General features: G+C 73.5%; 29 protein-coding genes. 15 read left to right on the forward strand and 14 right to left on the reverse strand.

The window, feature by feature from the left end:
• Positions 1-16 precede the first annotated feature (16 nt).
• Entirely contained in the window at positions 17-2,140 is a 2,124-nt protein-coding gene (locus ACPYO6_RS14470; protein ID WP_425715474.1) for a heavy metal translocating P-type ATPase, read from the forward strand.
• Between the two features lie 82 nt (positions 2,141-2,222).
• Here the strand turns inward: ACPYO6_RS14470 and ACPYO6_RS14475 are convergent, their stop codons facing one another.
• From ACPYO6_RS14475 to ACPYO6_RS14515, 9 genes are all read right to left on the reverse strand, one after another.
• A complete protein-coding gene (locus tag ACPYO6_RS14475) occupies positions 2,223-2,618 on the reverse strand; it encodes a hypothetical protein (RefSeq protein WP_425715475.1) in 396 nt (131 codons plus the stop codon).
• A 269-nt stretch (positions 2,619-2,887) separates the two neighbouring features.
• A complete protein-coding gene (locus ACPYO6_RS14480) occupies positions 2,888-3,550 on the reverse strand; it encodes a hypothetical protein (RefSeq protein ID WP_425715476.1) in 663 nt (220 codons plus the stop codon).
• 178 nt (positions 3,551-3,728) lie between these two features.
• Positions 3,729-4,676, reverse strand: a complete 948-nt coding sequence (locus tag ACPYO6_RS14485) for an aldo/keto reductase (protein WP_425715477.1) — start codon at positions 4,674-4,676, stop codon at positions 3,729-3,731.
• Positions 4,677-4,764: 88 nt separating this feature from the next.
• Positions 4,765-5,157 (reverse strand): hypothetical protein, encoded by a 393-nt coding sequence (locus ACPYO6_RS14490; RefSeq protein ID WP_425715478.1) that lies wholly within the window; start codon positions 5,155-5,157, stop codon positions 4,765-4,767.
• The gene (locus ACPYO6_RS14495) at positions 5,154-6,305 is read right to left on the reverse strand and encodes an alpha/beta hydrolase (RefSeq protein WP_425715479.1); all 1,152 of its coding nucleotides are present in this window, start codon (positions 6,303-6,305) and stop codon (positions 5,154-5,156) included. Before ACPYO6_RS14495 ends, ACPYO6_RS14490 begins: the two co-directional genes overlap by 4 nt.
• Positions 6,302-6,892: a TetR/AcrR family transcriptional regulator gene (locus ACPYO6_RS14500; RefSeq protein WP_425715480.1), complete on the reverse strand. Its 591-nt coding sequence runs from the start codon at positions 6,890-6,892 to the stop codon at positions 6,302-6,304. Before ACPYO6_RS14500 ends, ACPYO6_RS14495 begins: the two co-directional genes overlap by 4 nt.
• A 38-nt stretch (positions 6,893-6,930) precedes the next feature.
• A complete protein-coding gene (locus tag ACPYO6_RS14505) occupies positions 6,931-7,536 on the reverse strand; it encodes a TetR/AcrR family transcriptional regulator (protein WP_425715481.1) in 606 nt (201 codons plus the stop codon).
• 4 nt (positions 7,537-7,540) lie between these two features.
• Positions 7,541-9,181 carry a PH domain-containing protein gene (locus ACPYO6_RS14510; RefSeq protein WP_425715482.1) on the reverse strand — a complete coding sequence of 547 codons (1,641 nt, stop codon included), beginning with the start codon at positions 9,179-9,181 and terminating at the stop codon, positions 7,541-7,543.
• On the reverse strand, positions 9,178-9,687 hold the full coding sequence (locus tag ACPYO6_RS14515) for a PH domain-containing protein (protein WP_425715483.1): 510 nt from the start codon (positions 9,685-9,687) through the stop codon (positions 9,178-9,180). Before ACPYO6_RS14515 ends, ACPYO6_RS14510 begins: the two co-directional genes overlap by 4 nt.
• 245 nt (positions 9,688-9,932) lie before the next feature.
• Between ACPYO6_RS14515 and ACPYO6_RS14520 the strand changes: the two genes are divergently transcribed.
• A complete protein-coding gene (locus ACPYO6_RS14520; protein ID WP_425715484.1) occupies positions 9,933-10,232 on the forward strand; it encodes a VOC family protein in 300 nt (99 codons plus the stop codon).
• On the opposite strand, the gene ACPYO6_RS14525 is transcribed toward ACPYO6_RS14520, so the two are convergent.
• On the reverse strand, positions 10,219-10,563 hold the full coding sequence (locus ACPYO6_RS14525; protein WP_425715485.1) for a type II toxin-antitoxin system PemK/MazF family toxin: 345 nt from the start codon (positions 10,561-10,563) through the stop codon (positions 10,219-10,221). The two genes, ACPYO6_RS14520 and ACPYO6_RS14525, sit on opposite strands and share 14 nt — an antisense overlap.
• The gene (locus ACPYO6_RS14530) at positions 10,560-10,805 is read right to left on the reverse strand and encodes a ribbon-helix-helix domain-containing protein (protein ID WP_425715486.1); all 246 of its coding nucleotides are present in this window, start codon (positions 10,803-10,805) and stop codon (positions 10,560-10,562) included. Before ACPYO6_RS14530 ends, ACPYO6_RS14525 begins: the two co-directional genes overlap by 4 nt.
• Positions 10,806-10,969: 164 nt before the next feature.
• On the opposite strand from ACPYO6_RS14530, the gene ACPYO6_RS14535 reads away from it, so the two are divergent.
• From ACPYO6_RS14535 to ACPYO6_RS14570, 8 genes are all read left to right on the forward strand, one after another.
• A complete protein-coding gene (locus tag ACPYO6_RS14535; RefSeq protein WP_425715487.1) occupies positions 10,970-12,196 on the forward strand; it encodes a CpaF family protein in 1,227 nt (408 codons plus the stop codon).
• A gap of 229 nt (positions 12,197-12,425) precedes the next feature.
• Positions 12,426-13,283 (forward strand): type II secretion system F family protein, encoded by an 858-nt coding sequence (locus ACPYO6_RS14540; RefSeq protein ID WP_425715488.1) that lies wholly within the window; start codon positions 12,426-12,428, stop codon positions 13,281-13,283.
• The gene (locus tag ACPYO6_RS14545) at positions 13,280-14,212 is read left to right on the forward strand and encodes a type II secretion system F family protein (protein ID WP_425715489.1); all 933 of its coding nucleotides are present in this window, start codon (positions 13,280-13,282) and stop codon (positions 14,210-14,212) included. Before ACPYO6_RS14540 ends, ACPYO6_RS14545 begins: the two co-directional genes overlap by 4 nt.
• Positions 14,213-14,266: 54 nt before the next feature.
• A complete protein-coding gene (locus tag ACPYO6_RS14550; RefSeq protein ID WP_425715490.1) occupies positions 14,267-14,467 on the forward strand; it encodes a hypothetical protein in 201 nt (66 codons plus the stop codon).
• Positions 14,468-14,544: 77 nt separating this feature from the next.
• Positions 14,545-14,859 (forward strand): pilus assembly protein, encoded by a 315-nt coding sequence (locus ACPYO6_RS14555; RefSeq protein WP_425715526.1) that lies wholly within the window; start codon positions 14,545-14,547, stop codon positions 14,857-14,859.
• A complete protein-coding gene (locus ACPYO6_RS14560; protein ID WP_425715491.1) occupies positions 14,856-15,311 on the forward strand; it encodes a pilus assembly protein in 456 nt (151 codons plus the stop codon). Before ACPYO6_RS14555 ends, ACPYO6_RS14560 begins: the two co-directional genes overlap by 4 nt.
• On the forward strand, positions 15,308-15,811 hold the full coding sequence (locus ACPYO6_RS14565; RefSeq protein ID WP_425715492.1) for a pilus assembly protein TadG-related protein: 504 nt from the start codon (positions 15,308-15,310) through the stop codon (positions 15,809-15,811). Before ACPYO6_RS14560 ends, ACPYO6_RS14565 begins: the two co-directional genes overlap by 4 nt.
• Before the next feature lie 83 nt (positions 15,812-15,894).
• Positions 15,895-16,596: an NUDIX hydrolase gene (locus ACPYO6_RS14570; RefSeq protein ID WP_425715493.1), complete on the forward strand. Its 702-nt coding sequence runs from the start codon at positions 15,895-15,897 to the stop codon at positions 16,594-16,596.
• Here the strand turns inward: ACPYO6_RS14570 and ACPYO6_RS14575 are convergent.
• Positions 16,565-17,122, reverse strand: coding sequence for a hypothetical protein (locus ACPYO6_RS14575; protein ID WP_425715494.1), 558 nt, complete (start codon positions 17,120-17,122; stop codon positions 16,565-16,567). The two genes, ACPYO6_RS14570 and ACPYO6_RS14575, sit on opposite strands and share 32 nt — an antisense overlap.
• Positions 17,123-17,139: 17 nt before the next feature.
• Positions 17,140-18,063 (reverse strand): GTP pyrophosphokinase, encoded by a 924-nt coding sequence (locus ACPYO6_RS14580; protein ID WP_425715495.1) that lies wholly within the window; start codon positions 18,061-18,063, stop codon positions 17,140-17,142.
• Positions 18,064-18,290: 227 nt separating this feature from the next.
• On the opposite strand from ACPYO6_RS14580, the gene aztD reads away from it, so the two are divergent.
• On the forward strand, positions 18,291-19,760 hold the full coding sequence (gene aztD / locus ACPYO6_RS14585) for a zinc metallochaperone AztD (protein ID WP_425715496.1): 1,470 nt from the start codon (positions 18,291-18,293) through the stop codon (positions 19,758-19,760).
• Positions 19,761-19,948: 188 nt separating this feature from the next.
• Positions 19,949-20,725, forward strand: coding sequence for a metal ABC transporter substrate-binding protein (locus ACPYO6_RS14590; RefSeq protein WP_425715497.1), 777 nt, complete (start codon positions 19,949-19,951; stop codon positions 20,723-20,725).
• A 72-nt stretch (positions 20,726-20,797) separates the two neighbouring features.
• Here the strand turns inward: ACPYO6_RS14590 and ACPYO6_RS14595 are convergent, their stop codons facing one another.
• Positions 20,798-21,193: a Fur family transcriptional regulator gene (locus ACPYO6_RS14595; RefSeq protein WP_425715498.1), complete on the reverse strand. Its 396-nt coding sequence runs from the start codon at positions 21,191-21,193 to the stop codon at positions 20,798-20,800.
• A 113-nt stretch (positions 21,194-21,306) separates the two neighbouring features.
• On the opposite strand from ACPYO6_RS14595, the gene ACPYO6_RS14600 reads away from it, so the two are divergent.
• The 3 genes from ACPYO6_RS14600 (at position 21,307) to prfB (ending at position 25,218) form a co-directional block, all read left to right on the forward strand.
• A complete protein-coding gene (locus tag ACPYO6_RS14600; RefSeq protein ID WP_425715499.1) occupies positions 21,307-22,170 on the forward strand; it encodes a septum formation family protein in 864 nt (287 codons plus the stop codon).
• A 118-nt stretch (positions 22,171-22,288) separates the two neighbouring features.
• Positions 22,289-24,097 carry a septum formation family protein gene (locus ACPYO6_RS14605; RefSeq protein ID WP_425715500.1) on the forward strand — a complete coding sequence of 603 codons (1,809 nt, stop codon included), beginning with the start codon at positions 22,289-22,291 and terminating at the stop codon, positions 24,095-24,097.
• A 14-nt stretch (positions 24,098-24,111) separates the two neighbouring features.
• Positions 24,112-25,218, forward strand: coding sequence for a peptide chain release factor 2 (gene prfB, locus ACPYO6_RS14610; RefSeq protein WP_425715501.1), 1,107 nt, complete (start codon positions 24,112-24,114; stop codon positions 25,216-25,218).
• Positions 25,219-25,307 lie beyond the last annotated feature (89 nt).

Here is a 25,307-nt window from a genome sequence, read left to right on the forward strand (position 1 = left end):
GGTATATGGTGGCTGCATGTCGGTCGAGCAGGAGCACAGCAGCGGTGGAGGCCACGGGCACGCGCACGCCGGGCATGACGCGCACGCGGGTCACGGTGACCATGAAGGCCACGGGGGTCACGGCGAGCACGTCGGGCACGGCGGGCACGCGGGTCACGGTGACCACGTGGCCCAGTTCCGGCGCCTGTTCTGGATCATGCTCGTGCTCGCGATCCCGACGACCGTCCTGGACCCGATGTTCGCGGACCTCGTCGGCTACTCGCTCCCGGACGCGACCTGGCTGACCTGGGTCGCCCCCGTGCTCGGCACGGTCATGTACGTGTGGGGAGGCCGCCCCTTCCTCACCGGCGGTGTCGACGAGCTGAGGTCGCGCACGCCCGGCATGATGCTGCTCATCGCCATGGCGATCACGGTCGCCCTCCTCGCCTCGTGGGGTGCGCACCTCGGACTGCTGCGGGGCGAGCTGACGTTCTGGTGGGAGCTCGCCCTCCTCGTCGTCATCATGCTGCTCGGCCACTGGGTGGAGATGGCCTCGCTCGCGAGCACCTCCTCCGCCCTCGACTCCCTCGCCGCCCTCCTGCCCGACGAGGCCGAGCGGGTCGAGGGTGACGACGTCGTGCGCGTGTCGCCGGCCGACCTCGTCGTCGGGGACGTCGTCGTCGTGCGCCCCGGGGCCACCGTGCCCGCCGACGGTCGCATCGTCGACGGCGCCGCCAGCATGGACGAGTCGCTCGTCACGGGCGAGTCGGCCGCCGTCCTGCGAGAGACCGGCGACCAGGTGGTCGCGGGCACCGTCGCCACCGACTCCGGGCTGCGCGTCGAGGTCACGGCGACCGGCGACGAGACGACGCTCGCCGGTATCCGTTCGCTCGTCGAGCAGGCGCAGAACTCGACCTCGCGGGCCCAGCGCCTGGCCGACCGCGCCGCGGGATGGCTGTTCTGGTTCGCCCTCGGGGCCGCGGCGCTCACCGCGATCACGTGGTTCGCGCTCGGCAGGCCGGACGCCGCCGTCGTCCGGGTCATCACCGTCCTCGTCATCGCCTGCCCCCACGCGCTCGGCCTCGCCATCCCGCTCGTCGTCTCGATCGCCACCGAGCGCGCTGCGCGTGGCGGTGTGCTCGTCACCGACCGGCTCGCGCTCGAGCTGATGCGCACGGTCGACGTCGTCCTGTTCGACAAGACGGGCACGCTCACGCGCGGCGAGCCCGCCGTCACCGCGGTCGATCCCGCCGCCGGCCGCTCCGAGGAGGACGTCCTGCGCCTGGCCGCGGCCGCCGAGGCGGACAGCGAGCACCCGCTGGCACGCGCCATCGTCGGAGCCGCCGCCGAGCGGAGCCTCGACGTCCCGGCGGCCACCGGGTTCACCGCCTCGCCGGCGGTCGGCGTCAGCGCCGACGTCGACGGCGCACGCGTGTCCGTGGGCGGACCGCACCTGCTCACCGAGCGCGGCGCCGAGCCGATGCCGGTGGCGGAGCACTGGGGCGCCGACGGCTCGACGGTGCTCCACGTCCTGATCGGCGACGAGGTCGTCGGCGCGCTGCGCCTCGCGGACGACGTCCGACCCGAGTCCCGCGAGGCCGTCGACGCCCTGCACTCGCTGGGCGTCGAGGTCGCCATGGTCACCGGGGACGCACGGCCCGTCGCCGAGGCGGTCGCCGCCGAGCTGGGGATCGACCGGGTCTTCGCCGGTGTGCGGCCGGAGGACAAGGAGGCGAAGGTCGCCTCGCTGCAGGGCGAGGGCCGCACGGTGGCGATGGTCGGCGACGGCGTCAACGACGCCCCCGCGCTCGCGCGGGCCGACGTCGGCATCGCCATCGGTGCCGGGACGGACGTGGCGATCGGCTCGGCCGGGGTGGTCCTCGCGAGCTCCGACCCGCGCTCGGTGCTCTCCGTCATCGAGCTGTCCCGGGCGAGCTACCGCAAGATGCGGCAGAACCTGTGGTGGGCCGCGGGCTACAACCTCCTCGCGGTGCCGCTGGCGGCCGGCATCCTCGCGCCGATCGGGTTCGTGCTGCCGATGTCGGTCGGGGCGATCCTCATGTCGCTCTCGACGATCGTCGTGGCGCTCAACGCGCAGACGCTCCGCCGCCTCGACCTGTCGCCCGAGGCGAGCGCGCGCATCGTGCTCGAGCGCGCGTGAGGTCCGGGCCCCGGATGTGTCGGATGCGTGGACGAGGGGGACGGACGGTGCGGTGGGTGTCGGCCCTCCCCGGCCGAGTGGCTCAGCCGTCGACGATCGTCACGAGGCCGTCGAGCCCGCGGTCCGGGTGGTAGGACCACTGGATCTGCAGGCCGTTCCATTCCGCGGTCTGGCGGCCGTCGAGCGAGGTCGTCTGCCCGATGTGGGTATCGATGCTCGCGGGAATGTCGAGCGCGTCGAGCACGCACCTGATCGATGCGTAGTCGGCGCCGAAGACGTCCTCGCCGCCACGGTTGTCGAACGTGATCGTCCGGCCGTCGTCGACGGCTGCGAGGCCCTCGGTCTCGGCCGCCGCGCATTCGGTGGCGGCCGCGCTCATGGCGATCTCGGCGGCCGACGGCCCCGCCGGCGCGTCCGTCGACCCGGCCTCCGCGGAACTTGTACCGCTCAGGGCGACGACCGCGAGGGTGGCACCCACTCCGAGAGCAAGGCCACCGGCACCCGTGAGGACCGCGGTCCAGGTCGGGACACGCCCGCCCCGGGTCCGCAGCTGGGGTGCGGACGTGTCATGGGGGCTCCAGGGCAGGGGGCGGTCCGGTTCCCGTAGCGGGTGTCGGTGGGGTGTGGTGGCGCGGAAGCTGGGGGACGCCGCGCCGCCGGGTCCGACCCTCGCACCCACCACCGACATCGAACCGCTCCCGGCCGATCGTCACGACCTCGACGTGCACCTGCGGGGAGCGTGAGCCGCTAGCTCTCGCCGTCGAAGAGCCCGCCGTCGAGAAGCCAGTGGTGGCGCAGTCGGAGCGCACGCTCGGTGCTGGCCAGGAGTGAGGCCACCACGAGCGAGAAGTTGAACCAGGCGGGCAGCTGGAACGGGGACGTGAAGGTGCCCAACCGCTCGGCCACCGGCGGGATCTGCGAGATCTCCTGGACCAGCTGGGGCACCCCGAGCACGAGCGCGACCGCGAGGATCGTCCACGAGACGGCCCCGATGAGGCGGCTCGCTCCCGGGTGGTTGTGCTCGAGCCGCGCGCGGCGCCCCTCGGCCGAGCGCGGGTCCGGGGAGAGCTGGTACTCCGTCCCGTCGTGGGCGACGAAGTGGCAGCGCCGGAGCCCGTACCCGCTCGTCGCGACCTCGATGGTCCCGCCGGGCACCGGGAACAGCGCCGGGGGCTTCGACCGCGCGTGCTGCTTCCCCGCTCGGTAGAGCACGGCCCAGACCTCGCCGTTGGAGTCACCGCCGTGGCGCACGTCGACGGACCAGATGGGTGCCTCGCCGGCGGCGTCCGGGATGCGCGCGTGGAACAGCGAGCGGAAGAACAGCTGCCACCAGCGGAAGCGCTTGAGCTCGCTGCCGTCGCCGGCCTTGATGCGGCGGGCCGCGCGTCGTCGCTTCCGGTCCGAGGCCACGGCTTCCACCGTACGGGGTGCGGGTCCGGGACCGCAGATCGCTCCGACCGGCGGCCGTCGGAGACGGCGACGGCCCGGACGAGCGGGGGCTCGTCCGGGGCCGTGCGGCCGGTCGTCGTGCGGAGGCACTGCCCGGCGGTGGGTGAGGCCGACGCGTGGGCCAGACCCATGGGGTGGGTCAGGCCGCCTGGGCGAAGGGCTGCGACGCGGCGTCGAGCCGGGCGATCTCGTCCTCGGTCAGGGTGAGCGACGGCGCTGCCATGAGGGCCGGCAGCTGCTCGACCTTGCTGGCCGAGGCGATCGGGGCGGTGACGCCCTTGGCGAGCAGCCAGGCGAGCGCCACGGTCGCGGGCTCGGCGCCGTGCGTCTCGGCGATCTCCACGAGCGCGTCCACGACGCCGAAGGTCGAATCGCCCAGGTACCCGGAGGCGAAGTCCTTGCGGGCGGCGCCCTCGAGGTCCTCGGCCGTGCGGTACTTGCCCGTCAGCAGGCCCGAGGCGAGCGAGAAGTACGACAGGACGGCGACGTCGAACTCCTGCGCGATCGCGCCGTAGCCGTTCTCGACGTCGGCGCGGTGGAGGAGGCTGTACTGCGGCTGGATGGCGACCGGCACGGTCAGCCCCTCGCGCGTCGCCGTCTCGAAGAACTCGCGCATGCGCTCGGGGGAGTGGTTCGACAGCGCGATGTGCCGGACCTTGCCGGACTCCACGAGCTCGTGCGCGGTGCGGACCTGGTCGGCGATCGCGACCTTCTCGTCGTCGTAGTGGAAGTAGTAGAGGTCGACGTAGTCGGTCTGCAGGCGGCGCAGCGAGTCGTCCAGGGCAGCCATGACGTTCTCGCGGCTCAAGCCCGGGCGGGTCGGCAGGCCGCCGACCTTCGTGGCGACCACGACGTCGGCGCGGTTGCCGCGCGCGGCCATCCAGTCACCGATGACCTGCTCGGACACGCCGCCCGTGCCGTCGACCCACACGGAGTACAGGTCCGCGGTGTCGAGGAGGTTGCCGCCGGCGGCGACGAACGCGTCGAGCACGGCGAAGGAGGCCTCGCGGTCCGAGGTCCAGCCGAACGTGTTGGTGCCGAGCGTGAGCGGGAAGATGTCGAGGTCGGTCCGGGGCAGGACAGGCATGTGTCACCTTTCATCGGGTGCGGTTGCGGTGCTCTGGGCACCGGGAGCAACAACGACGACCTGGGGGCACGCATTCCTGCGGGGTTGCTCAGCCCGCGAGGATGAGCCCGACGCCCGCCCCGATCACGCCGACCACCACTGAGATCCCACCGGCGGCGATGCACCAGCGCATTGCGTTCGGGCGCTGCGGGTCCCGGCCGATGACGGACAGGAAGAACCCGAGCGGCATGAGGATCGCGCCGAGCAGCACCCCGCCGGACATCGCCTCCGCCCACGCGGGGACCTCGGCGCCCCGCAGGTAGAGCCCGACGACGAGGCCGAGGATGACGAGCACGCCGGCGTGCGCGTGGCCGGCCCGGAAGTAGGTGCGCTGGAGCTCGTTGGCCGGCACGTCGCCACCGACGACGCGGAGCAGGAAGCTCCCGCCGAACGCGATGGCGACCACGGTCAGCAGGACGATCCCGGCGTTGAGGTCGGTCATGATCGGGCCCTTCGGAGGGGGAGCGGGAGTGCGTGGTGGCCGAGCGCGCGCCGCACGACGAGCGTCGTGACGAGCGCCGAGACGGCGAGGTGGAGGAGCGGGTGCATGAACCAGCGGGCGTCGGGGAGCTCCGCGACGCCGAGCAGCCGGGACGGGGCGGCGCCGTGGAGGAGGGCCTCCGGCGCGTCCGCGCCGCCGTCGTCGGGCGTGGGCGCTCCTGCCGCGAGCCAGGCGGCCGCGAGGTCGAGCGCCTCCGGCGGCAGCTCGTGCCCGACGCCGGGCAGAGAGACCGCAACAAGGTGTCCGTCGAGAGCCGCGCGCGAGCGTCGGACCGCCTCGGTGACGGGCACGATCCCGTCCTCGGCACCCCACAGGCCGAGCACCGGGACGTCGAGCGCGGCGAGGTCGGGCACCGGGACGGTGTCCGTGTAGTCGAACCGGTCGCGACCGGAGGCGAGGGCCGTCGCCGGGATGCGCCGGACCCAGTCGGGCGCGCCGTCGATGCGCGCGTCGGCGATCCAGGAGACCTGCTCGAGCGGGGTGACGGTGGGGGCGACGGCGAGGATCAGCAGATCGACGTCGGTCAGCCGCGCGGCGGCCGGCGCCAGCCACCCGCCCTCCGAGACGGACAGGATGCCCACGTGCCCGGCGCCCGTCCGCTCGCGGAGATGATCGACGGCGGCGGCCAGGTCCGCGGTCAGGGCCGGGTAGTCGCGGGTCAGGGGGGAGGGGCCGGTGTCCCGCTTGTCGTAGGTGAGGGCGGCGATGCCGAGGGCGGCCAGGTGCTCGGCGACCTCCCGCATCCGGTCCCGGTCGGCGGCCCCGGCGCCCGGCTGGAGGACGAGGGCGACGTCCGCGCCGTCGTCGGGCAGGGCGAGCCAGGCGTCGGCCCCCGTGGGGGCGACGACGTCGGAGGTGACCGTGAAGCCGCCGGTCGGCGGTGTCGTCAGGCCGAGATCCGCGACCGGCACCGTGTCCGGTGGGTCGAGCACGGGCGCCCGGCTCCATCCCGGTGCCGCGAGCGAGGACGCGAGCAGGAGGAGCGCGGCGGTCCCGGTGAACGCGAGGACGCCGAGCCCGGCCGCGCGGACCGTGCGCAGGCCGGTGCGCTGGTGCGCGCGGCGCTCGCGGGGCGGGGCGGTGGTCACGTCGGCGACCCGAAGAGCATGCCCGCGGCGCGCCGGGCGAGGTCGGTGACGTCCGGGTCGGGGAGCCGGCCGGAGGTGAGGTCCGCGCGTTCGAGGTTGCCGGTGAGGGCGAGCGTGGTGAGTCCGTGGACGAGCGACCACCCCGCGACGACGGCGGCGTGCGCGTCCTCGATGCGGCCGTTCGCGCTCATCGCCTCGACCCCGCCGCGCAGCTCGTCGAAGGCGCGCTCGCTCGCGCGGGTCAGCTCCGGGTCGTCGAGCAGGAGGTCCGGCGTGAACATCACGGCGAAGTGCGCCGGGTGGGTCGTGCCGTACTCGACGTAGGCGACGCCGACGTCGAGGAAGGCGCCGCCGGACTCGCGGGTGGCGACGAGCGCGTCGGCCAGGCCGTCGAAGCCCTCGGTGGCGATCGCGGTGAGCAGGCCGTCCCGCGAGCCGAAGTGGTGGCGCGGGGCGGTGTGCGAGACGCCGATCGCGGCGGCGATCGCGCGCAGGGAGAGGCTCTCGGGCCCGGTGGCGGAGACGACGCGCAGCGCCTCGTCGAGGACGGCGCGGCGCAGGTCGCCGTGGTGGTAGCTCGCGTGCATGCCGGAAAGTTACCACCGGTAAGTTGCCGGCGTAAAGATTATTCTCGATCGGGTTCGAGGCCGCGCAGGATCGTCGTGGCGACCTCCGGCAGCAGGGCGCCGAGATCGGCACCCAGGTCGCGCTGCAACACCGTGGTGGGGATGTCGATGACGTGCTCCACGAGGTCGACGGCCACGTCGAGCGGCATCCGCCGCACCACGCCGGCGGCCATTCCCTGGTCGAGGATGTCCCGCAGCAGCGCGGTGTCGTCGGTGTCGACCGTGAGGTAGACGGGCGTGCCGTCCGCGTCCCGGTGCGAGATGGCGATCTCGGCCCCCGCCGCGATCTCGGCCCGGTGTGAGTCGAGGTGGGTGAGGTACGCCTCGACGTAGGCGCGCAACCGCGCCGTCGGCTCCTCGTCCCGGCCGGCCGCGGCGGCGAGCGCCACCCCGAGATCGCCCCACACGTGCTCGAGGACGTGCAGCAGCAGGGCGTCCCGCGTGCCGAAGTAGTAGACGACCGCGCTCTTCGCGACGCCGGCGCGGCGCGCGACCTCGGCGAGCGAGGTGCGCGGGTAGCCGACCTCGTTGACGGTGGTGATGGCCGCGGCGACGATCTGCCGGCGCCGGGCCGCGGCCGTGAAGGAGGTGGGAGAGGCGGTCACGGTGTCATCGTGCCCGCTCGGGGACGGTGATCTCGTCGATCAGGCCGGGTGCGAACGCGGCGGCGAGCCCGACCGACTCGCGTGCGTCGACGTCGAACGCCTCGTACGCGCCCCACCCGCCGGCCGTCATCGCAGAGACGGAGCGCAGCCCGAGCCGGCGCTGCAGGAGCGAGCTCCGGACGGCGATCGTGCTCACGGCGTCCCGGCGCAGCGCGGTGGTGGTCCGAGCTGCCAGCCCGGAGCGCACGACGAGGTGCTCGCCCGCGATCGCGTGCCCGAGCGCGCGGTGGGCGATCACCGCGCCGAGCAGCCCGAGCAGCCAGACCACCAGCGGCGTCCACCCGGCCCACTCCGGGACCGATCCGGTGAGCAGGGGCGCCGCCAGGACGGCCGCGGTGACGGCGGCGAGCCCGGTCGCCCACACGGCGCGTCGGACCAGTGCGGTGCGGGGGTGGCGGCGTAGGGGCGCGTCGAACGGTGACGGGTCGCCGAGCACCAGGCCCGCGACCCGGCGGGCCACCCGGACCGGTCCGCGCGGGAGGATCGCCGTCGGCTCGGAGGGGTCCCACACGCTGAGGCCGGTCGTCACGATCTCGGTGTCCGCCATGCCGATGAGCCGCCCGAGCAGCGGCTCGCTGATCGACAGCCCCCTCATGCGCGCCTCGTCCCGGTTGACCTCGCGCGTGCTGAGCAGGCCGCGGCGCGTGCGGAGGAAGGTCGTGCCGTCCGCGGAGACGCGGGCGAGCTCGAAGTACCACCAGGAGACGAGGAAGTTGACGCCCATCCCGACGGCGCCGACCACCGCGCCGCCGGCGAGGACGACGGCGACCCTCCCGAGGGTGTCGAGCGAGTCCCAGTCCACGACGCGGCCGGAGATCTGCAGGAGGTCGACACCAAACGTCAGCGCGAACCAGTACCCTCCCCAGATGAGTCCAGCCGCCATGGCGAAGGACCAGATGCTGAACAGGTGGTAGACCGCCCACCAGGCACGGAAGGTCGCGAACACCGTCGCCTGGTCGTCGTCGGGTGACGGGTCGTCGGCGAGTGCGGACTCGTCGGCGGTCGCCGGCTCCTCCGTGGATGTCAGTTGCTCGGTGGTTGCCGGGGAGTCGACCGCCTGTGGTGCCGGCCTCCCCGGGGTGCGCAGGAGCTCCTCGCGCAGCTGCTCGGCGTCGGCACGTGCGAGCGCGTCGAGGCGCAGCGCCGACTCGCCCGCGGCCGTCTGCTGCCCGGCGCCGATGGCAACGACCCGGAGCCCGCCGAACCGGTGGTGGAGCCTAGCCTCGGTGTCGACGCTGCGGATGCGCTCCCGCCGGATCGTGCGGTGGGAGCGCACGAGCACCCCCGTGGGGCGCTCGACGTGGGTCGGCGTGATCCGGTAGCGGGTGAACGCCCACCGGACGAGGTCGGCGACCGCGCCGAGGACGCCGAGCACCGCGATGAGCACGAACGGCCACAGGGAACCCAGCTCGGGTCGGATGCCGAACGCGAGGGCGATCGGTACGGGGAGCGTGGCCACCAGGCTGCGGGCGAGGTCCACCCAGATCACCCGGTAGCTCAGGCGCAGCCATGGTTCGGTCGCGGCTGCGGTCTCCGTGCCGACGGCGTCGGTCTCCACGGTGTCGTCGGCGACGTCTCCGCTCATGTCGCGTCCCCCTCGGTGAGCTCGGCGGCCTTGGCCAGGCGGGTCGAGGCCTCCTCGGCGACGGCGCGGTCGAGCCCCTGGACCTTGACCGCGCCGTACGAGGACGCCGTGGTCACCCGCAGGGTGGAGAGCCCGAGGAGCTGCTCGAGGGGGCCGCGGACGGCGTCGACGGTCTGGATGCGGGAGGTGGGGGAGACCCGCCACTCCTGCACGAGCCAGCCCGTCGTGGCATAGACGGCGTGCTCGGTCAGCTCCCAGCGGTGCACCCGGAAGCGCCACCAGGGCTCGACGGCGAGTCGAACCACGAGGACGACGCCGACAGCCACCGTGGGCGCGAGCAGCCACGGGCGGGCGGACTCCCAGATCGCGGCGGGGACGAGGAGCGCGGCGAACGCTGCGCCCCAGACGACGAGTGCCCGCAGCGCCCACAGCGCCATGGCACGCCGGTCGACGGGGAGTGCCGGGCGACGAACCTGCAGGGCGTCGACGGTGTCGGTGGTGTCCATGGGTCCTCCAGCAATCTTGACCGATCGGTCCAATCCTATCCCGATCGGTCAAGGCCATTCCGTGACCCCGCTCGGACGCCCCCCACCGTCGACGAATGAGGGGACTTTTCGACGAGTGAGCGGACTTCCGCCTCGCGAATGAGCGGACTTCTGCTCGCCTCGCGTGGCCATGGGGCCGGAGAGGCACATCGGTCGGCTCTTGTGCGCGTGGACGGGTCGGCGAAGAATGGCGCTGGGAGGCCGATATGACCGAGTACCCCAGGCTGCTCCACACCGTCATCGACACGACCGACGTCCGCGGTCTCGCCGAGTTCTACCGCGAGCTGTTCGGCTATTCGTACCGACCGGGCGACGAGCCTGGCGGCACCGGGTTCCTCGACTGGTTGGTGCTCACGGACGACTCCGGAGCGCCGCGGCTCGCGTTCCAGGAGGTCGAGAGGCTCGAGCCCACCACGTGGCCCGACCACGACGTCCCCATGCAGCTGCACCTGGACTTCACGGTGCCGACCCGTGTGCGTACTGGACGTGCGTTCAGATACCCATGACGAGGCGGATGCCGTCGGCGATTCTCGTGAGGAGGTAGGACGGTGTTCGTCCGACCGGGTGTGGTTCGACGAACTCGCGACTGACGGGTCCGACCTGCGACACGACGGCGACGGAGTCCTTGTCGAGCCCGGCGGCGACCGCAGGGAGCAGCACATTCCCGGGGAATGCCTCGAGGGAGGTGTTCGACGTCAGCGGCGTGACGAGGACGGTCGAGATCTGTGTGGCGAGAAGCCAGTCCTCCTGCATGACGACGGCAGGGCGCCGCTTGGCAGGTTCAGACCCGCGAGGTGACCCGAAGTCGACCCAGACGATGTCGCCGTGCGAGATCACCAGTCGGTGCTCCGGAGCATCGTGCGCTCCGACTCGTGCAGGAACGGGCTGTCGGCGCCAGGCTGCCCGGCCCGCTCGATCACGGAGTCCGCCAGGGCTGTGAGTTCGGCTTCGCCCTCGAGCTCCTCGACCAGACGCTGTGCGGCCCGTCGAAAGAACTGCGACCTGTTCATTCCGTGTCGCGCAGCCACGCGCTCGAAGCGCTCGAAATCGCGGTCGGGAATCGAGATGGCAGTCTTCATGGAAGTGAGTATAACTCGTAATACCGTGCCTGCGTTGGCCTGTGGGCGCGCGCTCGCGAGCTCGGTCATCTGGGCGAGACTGGGGTGACATGCACGATCCTTTCGGCGTCACGCAACCCGGGCACTGCGGGCCGTGTCAGCACATCCTCATAGGGGAGAACAGGATGATCGATCCGTTGTCGATGCTCGAGTCCGAGGTGCGCGAGCTCGTCCGCAGGCGAGGCATCGACCCCGCCCGCGAGTCGGAGGCGACCCGGGCGCTCGTCGTCGCCGCGGCGGCCGAGTACGAGGAGCGGTCCACGCGCGGCCTCGTCCCACCCCTGGCCGACATCGACGCGGCGATCAAGCACGTGATGGACGCGGTGGTCGGCTTCGGCCCGCTCCAGTCGCTGCTCGACGACCCGGAGGTCGAGGAGCTGTGGATCAACGAGCCGGGGAAGGTGTTCGCCGCCCGCCACGGCCGTGCCGAGCTGACGACGGTCCTGCTCGACACACAGCAGGTGCGCGACCTCGTCGAGCGGATGCTCCGGTCGAGCGGACGGCGGATCGACCTCTCCTCGCCATTCGTCGATGCTGCCCTGCCGGGTGGGGAGCGGCTGCACGTCGTCATCCCGGAGATCACCCGGGAGCACTGGGCGGTCAACATCCGCAAGTACCTCGTGCGGGCCCGGTCGCTCGACGACCTCGTCGAGCGCGGATCACTCACCCCGCACGCCGCCCGCGTGCTCGACGCCTCGGTGCGCGCGGGCCTCAACGTCCTTGTGTCCGGAGCGACCCAGGCCGGCAAGACGACGATGCTCGCCGCGCTGTGCGGTTCGATCCCGGCGACCCAGCGCGTGGTGACGGTCGAGGAGGTCTTCGAGCTCAACCTCGCGCGCCGCGACGTCGTGGCCATGCAGACCCGCCAACCCAACCTCGAGGGGACGGGCGAGATCCCGCTGCGCCGGCTCGTCAAGGAGTCGCTGCGCATGCGACCGGACCGGATCATCGTCGGCGAGGTCCGGGAGGCCGAGGCGTTCGACCTGCTCGTGGCGCTCAACGCCGGCCTGCCCGGTGCGGCCACCCTGCATGCGAACTCTGCCCGGGAGGCCGTGTCGAAGCTGTGCACGCTTCCGCTGCTCGCAGGTGAGAACGTCACGTCGGACTTCACGGTGCCGACCGTCGCGACGTCGGTCGACCTCGTCGTCCACCTCGATCTCGACCACGACGGGCGGCGCACGGTCCGCGAGATCGTCCACGTCACCGGCCGGGTCGAGGGCGGGGTCGTCGAGACGTCGAGGCTCTTCGAGCGCCGGGACGGACGGCTCGTCCGGGCCGAGGGCCACATGGGGCAGGACCCCAGGTTCAAGCGGGCCGGGCTCGACGTCACCGCCCTTCTGGCCGCCGCCTGAGCACAGCGTCCGGCGCGCTCGCCAGGTTCTCTCGTCCAGTCCGCGAACAGGGTTGTGGAAAACGGCCCGCGGCGAGATGGGCCGAACTACGCTCACGAATGTGTCTCCGGACACCAGGACCACACCCAGGGGGCAGGGATGGCCGACGATCGGGCCAGGGCGTTGCGCGCCGTGTTGCGCGCCGACGCACCCCCGCGCGACGCCAAGCACCAGCGGGCGGGCGGCTGACATGGGAGTGGTCGCAGGACTCCTCCTGGGAGCGGGGCTGTGCCTCGTCTGGTTCTCGTTCTTCGAGCCGGCCGAGCGGACGTCGCGGGACGCGCGGTGGACCGACCACATCCAGGACGCACTCACGCGATCGGGCTCGCCGTCGGTGAGCCCGGCCTCGTTCCTCGCGGTCTCGACGGTGCTCGGGCTCGCGGTCCTCGTCGTCGTCCTCGCCCTCACCGCAGCGGCCCCGGTCGCGGTCGCGTTCGGTCTCATCGCGGCGGTCGTGCCGTGGCTCGTCGTCACCTCGCGCGCACGCACCCGGACGACCCGGCTGCGCGAGGTCTGGCCCGACGTCATCGACGGGCTCGTGTCCGCCGTCCGTGCCGGACGGTCGCTGCCCGAGGCGGTCGGCACGCTCGCCGAGCGCGGGCCCGAGTCGGTCCGGCCCGAGTTCCGCCGGTTCGTCGCCGACCACCGCGCCACCGGGAACCTCGTCGTCTCCCTCGACCGGCTCAAGGCCCGCCTTGCAGACCCGGTCGCCGACCGGATCGTCGAGGCGCTCAAGCTCACCCGGGAGGTCGGCGGCTCCGACCTCACCCGTCTCCTGCGCGCGCTCGCCCACATGCTGCGTGAGGACCAGCGCACGCGCGGCGAGCTCGAGGCTCGGCAGAGCTGGACCGTCAACGGCGCCCGGCTCGCCGTCGCCGCCCCGTGGGCCGTGCTCGCCGTCCTCGCCGGCCGACCCGAGGCGGCCGCGGCCTACGGGACGACCACCGGCGCCGTCGTCCTCGGTATCGGCGCCGGGACATCGGCGCTCGCCTACTGGCTCATGCTCCGCCTCGGCCGGCTCCCCGCCGAGGCCCGGGTGCTCCGATGAGCCCGGCCACCTACGGCGGACTCGCCGGCCTCCTGCTCGCCGTGGGCGTGTGGGTCGTCGTGGCCCGGCTGGGTGCCCGTCGGCCGCGGCTCGCCGATCGGCTCGCGCCCTACCTCGTCGAGCGCCCGACGTCCTCGCGGCTGCTCGCCGAGACGCCGGCGCGCTCGCCGTTCGCCGTCGTCGAGCGTCTGGTGGCCCCCGTGATCGACGACGTCGTGCCGATGCTCGAGAAGCTGGGGTCGACGACCACGACCGTGCGACGACGCCTCGCGGAGGCGGGGTCGACGACGACGGTGGCCCAGTTCCGCACCGAGCAGATGGTCTGGGGGGCGATCGGGCTTGCGGCCGGTCTCGTCGTGGCGCTCACGGTCGGCGCGGTGCGTGACGCCCCGGCCCTCCTCCTGCTGCTCGGCGTGGTGATCTTCGGTGTGGGCGGCGCCGTCATGCGCGACACCCATCTCACCGCCCAGGTCACCAGGCGTCGCGAGCGCCTGGCCGCCGAGCTCCCGGACATCGCGGAGCTCATCGCTCTCTCGGTCGGTGCGGGCGAGGGGCTCGTCCCTGCGCTCGAGCGCGTGCAGAAGGTCGCGCACGGCGCGGTGGCCGATGAGCTGCGGCGCACGCTCGCCGAGACCCGTGCCGGTGCGCCCATGGTCGTCGCCCTGGAGAATCTCGCCGGCCGCACCGGCTCGCCCGCGCTCAGCAGGTTCGCCGACGCCGTGGCCGGAGCGGTCGAGCGCGGCACGCCGCTGGCCGAGGTGCTGCGCGCGCAGGCCCAGGACGCGCGGGAGACCACCCGGCGCGAGCTCATGGAGCTTGCCGGCAAGAAGGAGGTCGCCATGATGGTGCCCGTCGTCTTCTTCATCCTCCCCACCACGGTCATGTTCGCCCTGTTCCCCGGGCTCGCTGCACTCCGGATGGGCCTGTGACCGCCACCGATCCCGTCGACCCGACCCCGTCCACCACCCCGAGAGGCGACCGCCATGCATCCGATCCTGTTCCTGCTCACCTGGTTGGGCGACCGACTCCGGGACGACGACCCGGAGCGGGGCGACGTCCCCGGGTGGGTGATGGTGACCCTGATGACCGCCGGTCTCGTGATCATCATCTGGGCGATCGCGGAGACCCAGCTCGGCGAGCTGTTCCAGACCGCGATCGACCGCGTCCTCGGTGGCGGCAGCTAGCTCGACCCGCCCGACGCGACGCCGAGTCCGGCTCGGCGATCGTCGACTTCGTCCTCGTCTCGGCACTCCTCCTCCTGCTGGTCGCGGCGGTCCTTCAGCTCGCGCTCCTGCTGCACGTCCGCAACACGCTCATCGACTCCGCCTCGGAGGGGGCGCGGCACGGCGCTCTCCTCGGCTCCGACCCCGCAGACGGCGCCGCCCGCGCCGCGGAGCTCATCCGTGCGGGCCTCGCCGACTCCTACGCCGACGACGTCACGGCGCAGGTCGTCACGGCGGACGGGGTCTCGCTCGTCCAGGTGACGGTGCGGGCGCCGATGCCTGTCGTCGGTCTGTTCGGCCCGGGCGACGGGCTCGAGGTCGTCGGCCACGCCGCTCTCGAGGTCGCGCCGTGAGTCGCCGTGCGGCGTCGACCGATCGCGACCCGGAGGCCGGCAGCGCGATCGTCGAGTACCTCGGGGTCGCCCTGCTGCTCCTGCTCCCGCTCATCTACCTCGTGGTGGCGATCAGCCGGATCCAGGCCGCCTCGTACGCAGCAGAGGGGGCCGCGCGGGAGGCCGGCCGGATCGTCGCCCAGGCGGACGACGAGGCCTCGGCGGCGGGACCGGCGGCGTTCGCGGTCGAGCTCGCCTTCGCCGACCAGGGGTTCGACGTCGACGGCGCGGGCTCCTTGGTCATCACGTGCGAGGCCGACCCGTGCCACACGCCGGGCGCCCGCATCGACGTCGAGGTCACGACAGTCGTGGCTCTGCCCCTGCTGCCGACCTCGATCGCCGGGGTCCCGACCTCGATGTCGGTCGAGGCCCGGCATCTCGTCCTCGTCGAGGACCACCGGGGGACCGGGTGAGCGCGTCCCGCGCCGGCAACCTCACCGGACGACCGTCTCCGGAAGCGACCGAGGACCCAGAGTCCGGCCGGATCATGGTGATGGGCATCGGCTTCGTCGTCGTGCTCGTGGCGCTCATCCTCGTCATCGCCTCCGTCTCGGCGATCCACCTCGACCGCAAGCGGGCCCTCGGGGTCGCGGACGCCGCAGCCGCAGCGGCCGCCGACGCCGTCGCGGAGGCCGCCTTCTACGGCGAGGACCGGGAGTCGATGCTCACCGACGAGCTCGTCCGCGCCGAAGCCGCCGAGTACCTCGAAAGGGTCGATCCCACCTCGTCCGGCGGACTGCGCAGCGTCGTGCTCGGCGAGCCAACGGGCACGGTCGACGGGGAGACCGCCGTCGTCACGCTCGTCGCCGTCATCGACCCGCCCTTCGCGCCGGCGCTCGTCTCCGGCGTCGTCGGCCCGGTCGAGGTCACCGTCACCGGGCGCGCCCGCGCGATCGACGTCGAGAACGGGTAGCCGGACCCGAGGGGCCGCGTCGAAATCGGGTGACGGCGGGCCTGTCCCGGGTGACGATGACGGGACCGATCGGAAGGAGAGTCGTGACGAGCGAGGCGCTGCGCGATGTCGGTCCGCTCCCGCGCACGCCCGACGACCGCGCCTGGGGATGGATCGGTCTGCCGCGCGCCACGGAGGAGCACCACCGCACCGCCCGGGCCAGCGCCGTCGTCGTGCTCACCAGGCCTGTCGGCGACGACCTCGCCTACCTCCTCGTGCGCCGCTCCACCCGCCTGCGCCACCACGCGGGCGAGTTCGCGTTCCCCGGCGGCGGGATCGACCCGGGGGAGACCCCGGTGGACGCGGCGATCCGCGAGTGCGGCGAGGAGACCGGGGTGCTCGTCGACCGGTCCCTGGTGATCGGGACGCTTCCGCCGCTCTACCTGTGGGCCAGCGGCAACGTCGTCACCCCCGTTCTCGCTCGCCTCGGGCCCGACGGGCACGTGCCGAGCTTCGCGCACGACGACGAGATCCACTCCGCCCACTGGGTCTCGCGCCGCCACCTCCTCGACCCGGAGAACCGCACCACCGTCTCGTACCGCGGCCGGCATGCGGGCCGGGCGTTCCGGTTCGAGGGCACCTACATCTGGGGATTCACGGCACGGGTGCTCGACTGGATCCTCGCCGAGGTCGACCCGGACAGCCCGGACCCGCCCCACGTGCCCGAGCTGGGCGAGGCGGCGATCGGCGACGGTCCGACCAGCGGCGTCGCGATCAGTGGCAGGGCGACTCGACCGACACCGTGACGGTGTCGGGGTCGACGCTCCAGGCCAGGGTGAGCAGGTAGCCGTCGGCGTCCTGGAAGGTGCGCGCCGTCGTCGCGCTCGTATCGACCGGCTCCCAGTCGTCGCCGAGACGGTCGGCGAGCCCGAGAACCTGCTCCTCCGGGTCCGCCGCGTCCATCTGTCCCCGCCCGGTCCACGACACCGGACCGCCGGAGCGCCCCGAGCACGCCGTGGTCGCCCCGTTCACCCAGCCGGCGGCCGCGACCGAGCCCGCGTCCACCGGCTCCAGCTCCGCTGCGACCTCGCGCACCATCGCCTCGACGATCGGCTCCTCGGCGCGCGCGGCCTCGCGGCCGTCGGGGGGTGAGGTCGTTCCAGGATCCCCGGTGCTCGACTCCTCGGTGCCGTTCTCACCCGTCGGATCCCCGCCCTCCCTCGGCCCGCACGCGCCGAGGCTGACGCCGAGGGCCAGCGCCGCGACCGCGGCCACCATCGAGCGGCGGGTGGCGTGCGTGGCACGGAGTGCCCCGGCGGTCCGATCGGTCACGGCAGCCACGTCTCTCGTCAGATGAACCGGAGCGACGCGGCGCTGCCCGACGCGGTCGCGTCATCCGGCTTGCTCGCGTCACCGTCCTCGCTCGAGACACCGTGCTCGTCGCCGTCGACGTCAACAGCGCCGTCGACGTCGACCGGTCCGGCTGCCTGCCCGTCGTCGTGCTCCTCGTTCTCCGCCCCGTCCGGCATCGGCCGGATCTCCTCGCGCAGGCGCCCCATCCGCTCGTCGAGCTCGGTGGCGAGGCGCGCCGCGTCGTCGAGCTCGCCGAGGAGGTGCTCCGGGATCTCGGCGTCGTACTTGTACTTCAGCTTGTGCTCGACGCTCGCCCAGAAGTCCATGGCGATCGTGCGGATCTGCAGCTCGACGGGCACGTGCTCGGTGTGTGTCGACAGGAACACCGGCACCTGGACGATGAGGTGGAGCGACCGGTAGCCGTTCGCCTTCGGCTCCGCGATGTAGTCCTTGACCTGGAGCACCGTGAGGTCGGGCTGCCGCTCGAGCATCTGCGCGATCCAGTAGACGTCGGACACGAAGCTGCACGTGATCCGGATCCCGGCGATGTCGAGGATCTGCCGGCGGATCGCGGGCAGCGAGAGCTCGTCGCAGGTCCGCAGCGCCTTGGTCAGCAGGCTCTCGGTCGATTTCAGGCGCGTCCGCACGTGCTCGATCGGGCTGTAGTCGTGGATCTGCTCGAACTCCTGGCGCAGGATGTCGACCTTGGTGCGGACCTCCTCGATCCCCGCCTGGTAGTGCATCCGCAGCGCCGCGAAACCGTCGAGCGCCTCGCGCAGCTGCTCGGCGAGGTCCTCCGGGTCGAGCCCCTGGGCGAGCTGCTCGCCGCGGCGCGTGGCCACGAGGGCACGCAGCTGGTCGGCGGTGCCGGGGACGGACTCGTCGGACGATCCGAGGACGAGCGATCGATCGGTGCGCATGGGTCCTTCGTCGGGGGAGCGGGGCGGTCGTTCGAGGGTAGTCGCGCGGTGGATCTCACGGAGATCGCGCGGGGCGGTCGGTCCGGTACCGAGGGTGCTCCGCGGGTGGGGGCCCCGAAGCGCACCCTGAACAGAGAACGATAATGATTCTCAGTAGTGTTAGTGTCGCCCGGTCAGCGTCACCGTCCGGAAGGAGCCGGGCCCGCCACCGCGGCGCCCCACCACCCATGAACACCACCACCGCCCCTCGACGCCGCCGCGCGTTCACCGCGCTCGCCGTCCTCCCGCTCGCCCTTCTCGCGGGCTGCTCCGGCGCCGCCGAGTCGGGGGAGGACGACGCGCCCGCCACCGACCAGGCCGGAGAGGAATCCACCTCCGGGGACACGGCAGCCACGGACGGGGAGACCTCCTCCGACGACGAGACCCCCGCCGACGACGGCCACGACCACGGCGAGGAGGAGGCCGGGGCCGCCACCGAGGCCGCTGCGGCGACGCCCCGGATCGCCCTGACCTACGACGGCGGGATCCAGGTTCTCGATGCCACCACCCTCGAGGTGGTCGAGGACATCGAGCTGCCCGGCTTCAACCGCCTCAACCCCGCGGGCGACGGCCGCCACCTCTACGTCTCGACCACCGGCGGCTTCCAGCTGCTCGACGCCGGTGCCTGGGCCGAGCCGCACGGCGACCACTCGCACTACTACACGGCGCCGCCGGCGCTGACCGAGACGCTGGTCGAGGCCGACATGCCCGGTCACGTCGTCCCGCACGAGGGCCGCACCGCCCTCTTCGACGACGCCACCGGCCAGGTCGTCGTCCTCGACTCCTCCGCGGTCGACGACCCCGACGCCGAGACGCGCGACCACACGACCCCCACTGCCCACCACGGCGTGGCGATCGAGCTGACCGACGGCTCCCTCGTGATCTCCGAGGGCACCGAGGACGCCCGCACCGGCATCCGCGTCCTCGACGGGTCGGGCGAGGAGATCGCCGCCTCCGACGAGTGCCCCGGCGTTCACGGCGAGGCGACGGCGGCGGACGAGGTCGTCGTCATCGGCTGCGAGGACGGCGCGCTCGTCTACTCCGGCGGCGAGATCACCCACGTCGACAGCCCCGACGACTACGGACGCATCGGCAACCAGGCCGGGAGCGACGCCTCCGCGATCGTGCTCGGTGACTACAAGACCGACCCGGACGCCGAGCTCGAGCGTCCCGAGCGCGTCTCCCTCATCGACACGACGACGAACGAGCTCACCCTCGTCGACCTGCCGTCGAGCTACAGCTTCCGCTCGCTGGCCCGCGGCGACGACGGCGAGGCGCTCGTGCTCGGCACCGACGGCAACCTGCACGTCATCGACCCCGAGACCGGGGCGATCACCGCGTCCCACCCCGTGGTCGGGCCCTGGGAGGAGCCGGTCGAGTGGCAGGAGCCCCGGCCCGCGCTCTGGGTGCACGACGGCACCGCGTACGTGACCGAGCCCGCGACGAGCTCGATCCACGCCGTCGACATCCTCACCGGCGAGGTGTGGAACACCGCCGAGCTCGAGGTCGAGCCGAACGAGGTCAACGGGATCTCCGGCAATGTCGAGGCCGGCTCGTCGGAGTACGGCGGCAGCGAGGACGGGCACGACAACGACGACGAGGCGGAGTCCGGCGACGGGCACGACCACGAGCACGACCACGACGACCACGACCACTGATCCGTCACGCCGCGGGGCCGGGTCTCACCGACCCGGCCCCGCGCCGTCCTGGAAGGAACCCCGTTTACCCTCACCACCACCCAACAAGCCAGACCGCCGCCGCGGCGCTCGCCGCCGCGACTCTCCTCGCCGCCTGCTCCGGCACCGGCTCCGCGGACCCCGACGAGGACAGCGACACGATCGAGGTGATGGCCGCCTTCTACCCGCTGCAGTTCGTGCTCGAGACCGTGGGCGGGGAACAGGTCTCGGTCGAGTCCCTCACGCCGCCCGGCGCCGACCCGCACAGCCTCGAGCTCTCGCCCGCGCAGGTGGCCGAGCTCGAGCAGGTCGACCTCGTCGCCTACGTCCCGGGCCTCCAGGCCGCCACGGACGACGCCATCGGGGCGACGTCGCCGGGCGCCGTGCTCGACGCCGCGGACGCCGCCGGGGTCGCCGACGACGACCTCGCCCGCGACCCCCACTTCTGGCTCGACCCCACACTCATGGTCCCGCTCGTCGAGGAGGTCGCCGCCACGCTCGCCGAGCTCGATCCCGCCCACGCCGAGGACTTCGAGGAACGGTCGGCCGGCCTCGTCACCGAGCTGACCGAGCTCGACGACGCCTACACCGAGGGCCTGGCCGACTGTGCCGGCGCCACCCTGGTGACCTCCCACGAGGCGTTCGGCTACCTCGCCGACCGGTACGGGCTCGAGCAGGTCGGGATCACCGGGGTCGACCCGGAGGTCGAACCGTCACCCGCCCGCATCCGCGAGGTCGGCGCAACCGTCCGGGCCGAGGGGGTGCAGACCGTGTACTTCGAGGTGATCGCCGGCCCCGACGTCGTCGAGGCGCTCGCCGGCGAGGTCGACGTCGCCACCGACGTCCTCGACCCGATCGAGGGCCGGACCGATCCGGAGGCCGACTACGTCGACGTCATGCGGTCGAACCTCGCCGCGCTCGAGCAGGGGCTCGTCTGCGAGGGCTGAGCAGGGGAGCGGTGCGCGTGCGACGCGCCGACCGCCGCCCACGGGCTCAGCTCCCGCTCGCGGGCCGCGGCGTCAGTCGCCGGCGCGCTCCCGGCAGGCCGCGCACCGGCCGTAGATGTCCACCACGTGGCGCACCTTCTCGAAGCCGTGCTGCCGGGCGACCTCGTCCATCCAGGACTCGTCCGGCGGCTCGACGTCGACCGTCGCCCCGCACGACTCGCACACGAGGTGGTGGTGGTGCCCCACCTCGCACGCCCGGTACAGGGTCTCGCCGTCCGTGGTCTGCAGCGCGTCGACCTGCCCGAGCGAGACGAGGCGCTTGAGGACCCGGTACACGGTGGCGAGCCCGACCTGACGCTCGGAGCCCTGCATCCTGCGGTGCAGCTCCTGGGCGCTGACGAACGTGGAGTCGGCCCCGATGGCCTCCTCCACGGCGGTCTGCTGCCAGGTGCGGCGCTGGGGGGTCATCGGCCCATCATCGCCGATCGCGGCGCTCGCGTCAGTGGGCGGCGCCACCACCCGGACAGGGGTACCCCTGGTCGGTCGGACGGGTGGCGCGGCCGACTGGCTACGGTGAGCGCGTGAACCAGTGGAGCGCGCAGAGTCCCGGCAGCGGTGCGCCGGGCGGCTGGGGGACCGGACAGGTCCCGCAGGGCGGCGGCTACGCCCAGGGTGGGTGGTCCGGCGGCGACCCCACGCAGGGCGTGCCGTACGGGACCACGCCGAACGAGCCGTACGGTGCCGCCCCGGCGCCCTACTCCGCCGTGCCGGCCGGCGCCTACCAGTCGCCGCAGGGGTCGGGCGGCGGTCCCTGGGGCGGGGGCGGACCCGACGACGGGAACCGCGCCGTCTACGTCGTGCTCGCGATCGCGGCGGTGCTCGTCGTCGTGCTCGTCGTGGTCGGGCTGTTCGTCCACCGCAGCTTCACGTCCACGGCGGGGACCCCGACCGAGACCACCTCGCCCGGCCCGGCACCCGGCCCCGGCGGGGGGACGACGACGGAACCCCCGCAGACGACCGAGCCGCCGGCGCCGACCGCACCGCCCGGGGTCGAGGAGTCGGGGGCGACGACCGTGTTCGACATCGACGTCGGCAACTGCGCCCTCTACTCCGACTACACCGCACTCTCGAACGACCTCGTCCTCACGCCGTGCGCGGAGCCCCATTTCATGGAGTTCTACCACGTGTTCGACGTCCCGGACCGGGAGGAGTTCCCGGGCGTGGACGGCATCCACGCCGAGGCGCAGGAGGGGTGCCGGGTCGCGTGGGACGCCCTGCCGGAGCCCTCACTCGACCTCGCCCGCGTCGAGCTGTCGACCCTCGCCCCGTCCCAGAGGACCTGGGACAACGGCGACCGCGAGGTGCTGTGCGTGGCCCGGACCGTCGACGAGACCGACTCGCTCCAGGGCAACTTCCAGGACGGTTCGGCCGTCCTCACCTCGTGAGCGCGCCGCGCGCGGGCGGCAGTGCGCCACCCGTCGTGCCGGCGGTGGCGGCAGGCATGGGGAGCGCAACCCATCACCCGCGCTGCCGATCGTTCGCCGCGTTATCTATCGTCGCTCCGTGACTCCCGGCTCCGCGCGCCTCCGCGACGGTCGGACCGCGCCCGCGCGGACCGGCCGGGCCGACGCGCACCCCGATCCCGCCCCGCGCGGCGAGGGCCGTCCGGGCGACGCGCAGACGCCGGACGAGGCGAGCCCCCACGCGTCGGCGCCGGACGAGCCGATCCGGGGCGGATCGGCGACGAACGGCGCCGCGTCGGTCGGCACCGCGGCGAACGACAGCCCGACGGACGAGAACCCGCCCGACGACGACCTGCCCGTCGAGCGCGCCCAGGTGCCCCTGCCGCCGGGCGCCGGCTGGCCGGCCCTTCGTACCGTCCCTGCCGCCGGCGGGGGCGCCGCGGACGGGCCGCAGGGCGGCACGGTCGACCCTGCGGCGGGGCGTCCGCACGTCGACGCCGACCCGCGAGCGGGAGCCGCCGCAGCCACCGACGACGCACCGGGCGACGCGTCCACCAGGTCCCGTTTCGCGCCCACGGCGGACTCCCCGCCGTCGGCGCCGCCGGGCGTCGCCTCGCGTCGAGGCTCCGGCGCCCGCCCGGCGCCCCTGCCCGGGACCGCGCGCCCGGCCCCGCGCGGCGCCCGCACCCCGTCCGCAGCGGACGAGCTGCGCAGCCTCGCCGACCGCCCCGCGGCGCCGGACGAGGACCCGCAGTCGACCCACACCGGACCGACCGCGCGCCGCGCGCTCCCGCGCACCGTCTTCCACGGGCTCCAGCCCCGCACCTCGCGCGCGCGTCCCGACCAGGCCAGCCCCAGCGCGGTGCCCACCTCCGTCGAGATCGACGGTCCCGGCGAGAGCGCGGCCCGCGCGGACGACGCGCGCGGCGGGGCGGGCGCGGCCGTGGGTCTGCCCCGCATGTCCGACGACGCCCCAGCGCGGACCGCCACCGGCGGCGCGCACGCCTGGCGGGACGCCCCGCCTCCGGGGGCGCCGCCATCGGGCCGCGCCCGTCCGGGCTCACCGGGCCGGCGGCGCCGGACGACGCGCCTGCTCGCGGCCGCCGCCGCCTTCGTCGTCGTGGCCGCCGTGGGGTGGACGACCTTCGCCTCCCTCGGCAGCGGCGACGACCTCTCGAGCAACCTCGGGCAGGCGCCGGCGGCCCCCGAGGCCACCGAGGCCCCGGCGGCCCCCGAGGCCCCCGGCGCCGCCGACTCCGAGCCGGACGGCGCGGCTCCCGCCCCGGCCGAGGAGGAGTCGGAGGAGGATGCCGAGGAGGAGACGGAGCTCGGCGGCGCGGACAGCGACGCCGACAGCGGTGTGGACAGCGATGCGGATGCCGACGGCGGGACCGAGGACGAGCCCACCCGGGCGCCGGGAGATCCGTACGCCCCGCCGGGCATCCGGCGCGGCGGCGGCATGGAGCTGCGCCCCGAGAGCAGGCCCGAGCGGCTCGGGAGTTCCGGCGACCTCGAGGTCGGCGACTGTCTGACGGCCGCGGCGCTCGCCGACCGGTCCGGGATGACCGTGGTGGTCCCGTGCGACGAGCCCTTCCAGGTGCAGGTCGTCGGCGAGACGACCCTCGCGGGCGACACCTGGCCGGGCGAGACCGCGATCCTGCGGCAGTCGGCCGAGACGTGCTCCCGGATCGTCGACTCCGAGGCGCCTCCGGGGCTCGCTGACGTCGGTGAGGTCGACGTGGTGGCGCTTCCGCCGACGGCCGAGACCTTCGCGGACGGCGACCGCACGATCCTCTGCGCCGTGACGACGACCAGCGACACCGAGTGGTTCGACGGCTCGCTCCTCGACGAGGATCCCGCCGCGGACGCGGGCAGCGGCCCCTCCTCGGACCCCGGGGCGGGCGGCTAGTAGAGTCGGCCCTCGTGGCTACAGACTTCTCCTCCGAGATCGCGGACCTGCGCAGCACCTACGCGACCATCTCGGCCGTGACCGACCCGGACGCCCTGCGTGCGCGGATCGCCGAGCTCACAGAGGAGTCGGCCGCGCCGGACCTGTGGGACGACCCCGAGGCGGCCCAGGTGGTGACGACGAAGCTCTCGCACGCGCAGCACGACCTCGAGCGGCTCGAGCGCGTGGGGGAGAAGATCGACGACCTCGAGGCGCTCGTCGAGCTCTCCGAGGAGGAGGACGACGACCTCGACGCCGAGGTGCAGTCCGAGCTCGCTGCCGTCCGCAAGGTCCTCGCCGACCTCGAGGTCCGCACGCTGCTCTCGGGCGAGTACGACCAGCGCGCCGCCGTCGTCACGATCCGCGCCGGCGCCGGCGGCGTCGACGCCGCGGACTTCGCCGAGATGCTCATGCGCATGTACCTGCGCTGGGCCGAGCGCCACGGCTACCCGACGTCGGTGATGGACACCTCCTACGCCGAGGAGGCGGGGCTGAAGTCGGCGACCTTCGAGGTCAACGCGCCGTACGCCTTCGGCACGCTCTCCGTCGAGGCCGGCACCCACCGGCTCGTGCGGATCTCCCCGTTCGACAACCAGGGGCGTCGTCAGACCTCCTTCGCCGCTGTCGAGGTCATCCCGCTCATCGAGCAGACCGACCACGTGGAGATCCCCGAGTCCGAGATCAAGGTGGACGTCTTCCGGTCCTCCGGACCGGGCGGGCAGTCCGTCAACACGACCGACTCGGCCGTGCGGATGACGCACATCCCCACCGGCATCGTCGTGTCGATGCAGAACGAGAAGTCCCAGATCCAGAACCGTGCGGCCGCCCTGCGCGTGCTCCAGTCCCGGCTGCTGCTCCAGCGCCAGGAGGAGGAGGCCGCCGAGAAGAAGGCCCTGTCCGGGGACGTCAAGGCGAGCTGGGGCGACCAGATGCGCTCCTACGTCCTCCAGCCGTACCAGATGGTCAAGGACCTGCGCACCGAGCACGAGTCCGGCAACCCGTCCGGCGTGTTCGACGGCGAGATCGACGATTTCATCGACGCCGGGATCCGCTGGCGCCGCTCGGGCGACTCCGAGGACTGACCCACCCCCGGTCACGGCGACCTGACGAGGACGGCAACGGTCCGGTGTCGGGGCGGCGTGGCGTCCGGGACCGGCGGCGTGCCGGGACG

This window comes from Georgenia sp. Z1344 (assembly GCF_049856295.1).
Lineage (GTDB): Bacteria > Actinomycetota > Actinomycetes > Actinomycetales > Actinomycetaceae > JB111.

What these genes read in the sequence shown, in the direction of transcription:
- ACPYO6_RS14470 (WP_425715474.1), top strand. Translation starts at nt 17, where the DNA reads ATGTCGGTCGAGCAGGAGCACAGCAGCGGTGGAGGCCACGGGCACGCG.
- ACPYO6_RS14485 (WP_425715477.1), bottom strand. Translation starts at nt 4,676, where the DNA reads ATGCCTGTCCTGCCCCGGACCGACCTCGACATCTTCCCGCTCACGCTC.
- ACPYO6_RS14490 (WP_425715478.1), bottom strand. Translation starts at nt 5,157, where the DNA reads ATGACCGACCTCAACGCCGGGATCGTCCTGCTGACCGTGGTCGCCATC.
- ACPYO6_RS14500 (WP_425715480.1), bottom strand. Translation starts at nt 6,892, where the DNA reads ATGCACGCGAGCTACCACCACGGCGACCTGCGCCGCGCCGTCCTCGAC.
- ACPYO6_RS14510 (WP_425715482.1), bottom strand. Translation starts at nt 9,181, where the DNA reads ATGAGCGGAGACGTCGCCGACGACACCGTGGAGACCGACGCCGTCGGC.
- ACPYO6_RS14515 (WP_425715483.1), bottom strand. Translation starts at nt 9,687, where the DNA reads ATGGACACCACCGACACCGTCGACGCCCTGCAGGTTCGTCGCCCGGCA.
- ACPYO6_RS14520 (WP_425715484.1), top strand. Translation starts at nt 9,933, where the DNA reads ATGACCGAGTACCCCAGGCTGCTCCACACCGTCATCGACACGACCGAC.
- ACPYO6_RS14530 (WP_425715486.1), bottom strand. Translation starts at nt 10,805, where the DNA reads ATGAAGACTGCCATCTCGATTCCCGACCGCGATTTCGAGCGCTTCGAG.
- ACPYO6_RS14535 (WP_425715487.1), top strand. Translation starts at nt 10,970, where the DNA reads ATGATCGATCCGTTGTCGATGCTCGAGTCCGAGGTGCGCGAGCTCGTC.
- ACPYO6_RS14540 (WP_425715488.1), top strand. Translation starts at nt 12,426, where the DNA reads ATGGGAGTGGTCGCAGGACTCCTCCTGGGAGCGGGGCTGTGCCTCGTC.
- ACPYO6_RS14545 (WP_425715489.1), top strand. Translation starts at nt 13,280, where the DNA reads ATGAGCCCGGCCACCTACGGCGGACTCGCCGGCCTCCTGCTCGCCGTG.
- ACPYO6_RS14550 (WP_425715490.1), top strand. Translation starts at nt 14,267, where the DNA reads ATGCATCCGATCCTGTTCCTGCTCACCTGGTTGGGCGACCGACTCCGG.
- ACPYO6_RS14580 (WP_425715495.1), bottom strand. Translation starts at nt 18,063, where the DNA reads ATGCGCACCGATCGATCGCTCGTCCTCGGATCGTCCGACGAGTCCGTC.
- aztD (WP_425715496.1), top strand. Translation starts at nt 18,291, where the DNA reads ATGAACACCACCACCGCCCCTCGACGCCGCCGCGCGTTCACCGCGCTC.
- ACPYO6_RS14590 (WP_425715497.1), top strand. Translation starts at nt 19,949, where the DNA reads ATGGCCGCCTTCTACCCGCTGCAGTTCGTGCTCGAGACCGTGGGCGGG.
- ACPYO6_RS14595 (WP_425715498.1), bottom strand. Translation starts at nt 21,193, where the DNA reads ATGACCCCCCAGCGCCGCACCTGGCAGCAGACCGCCGTGGAGGAGGCC.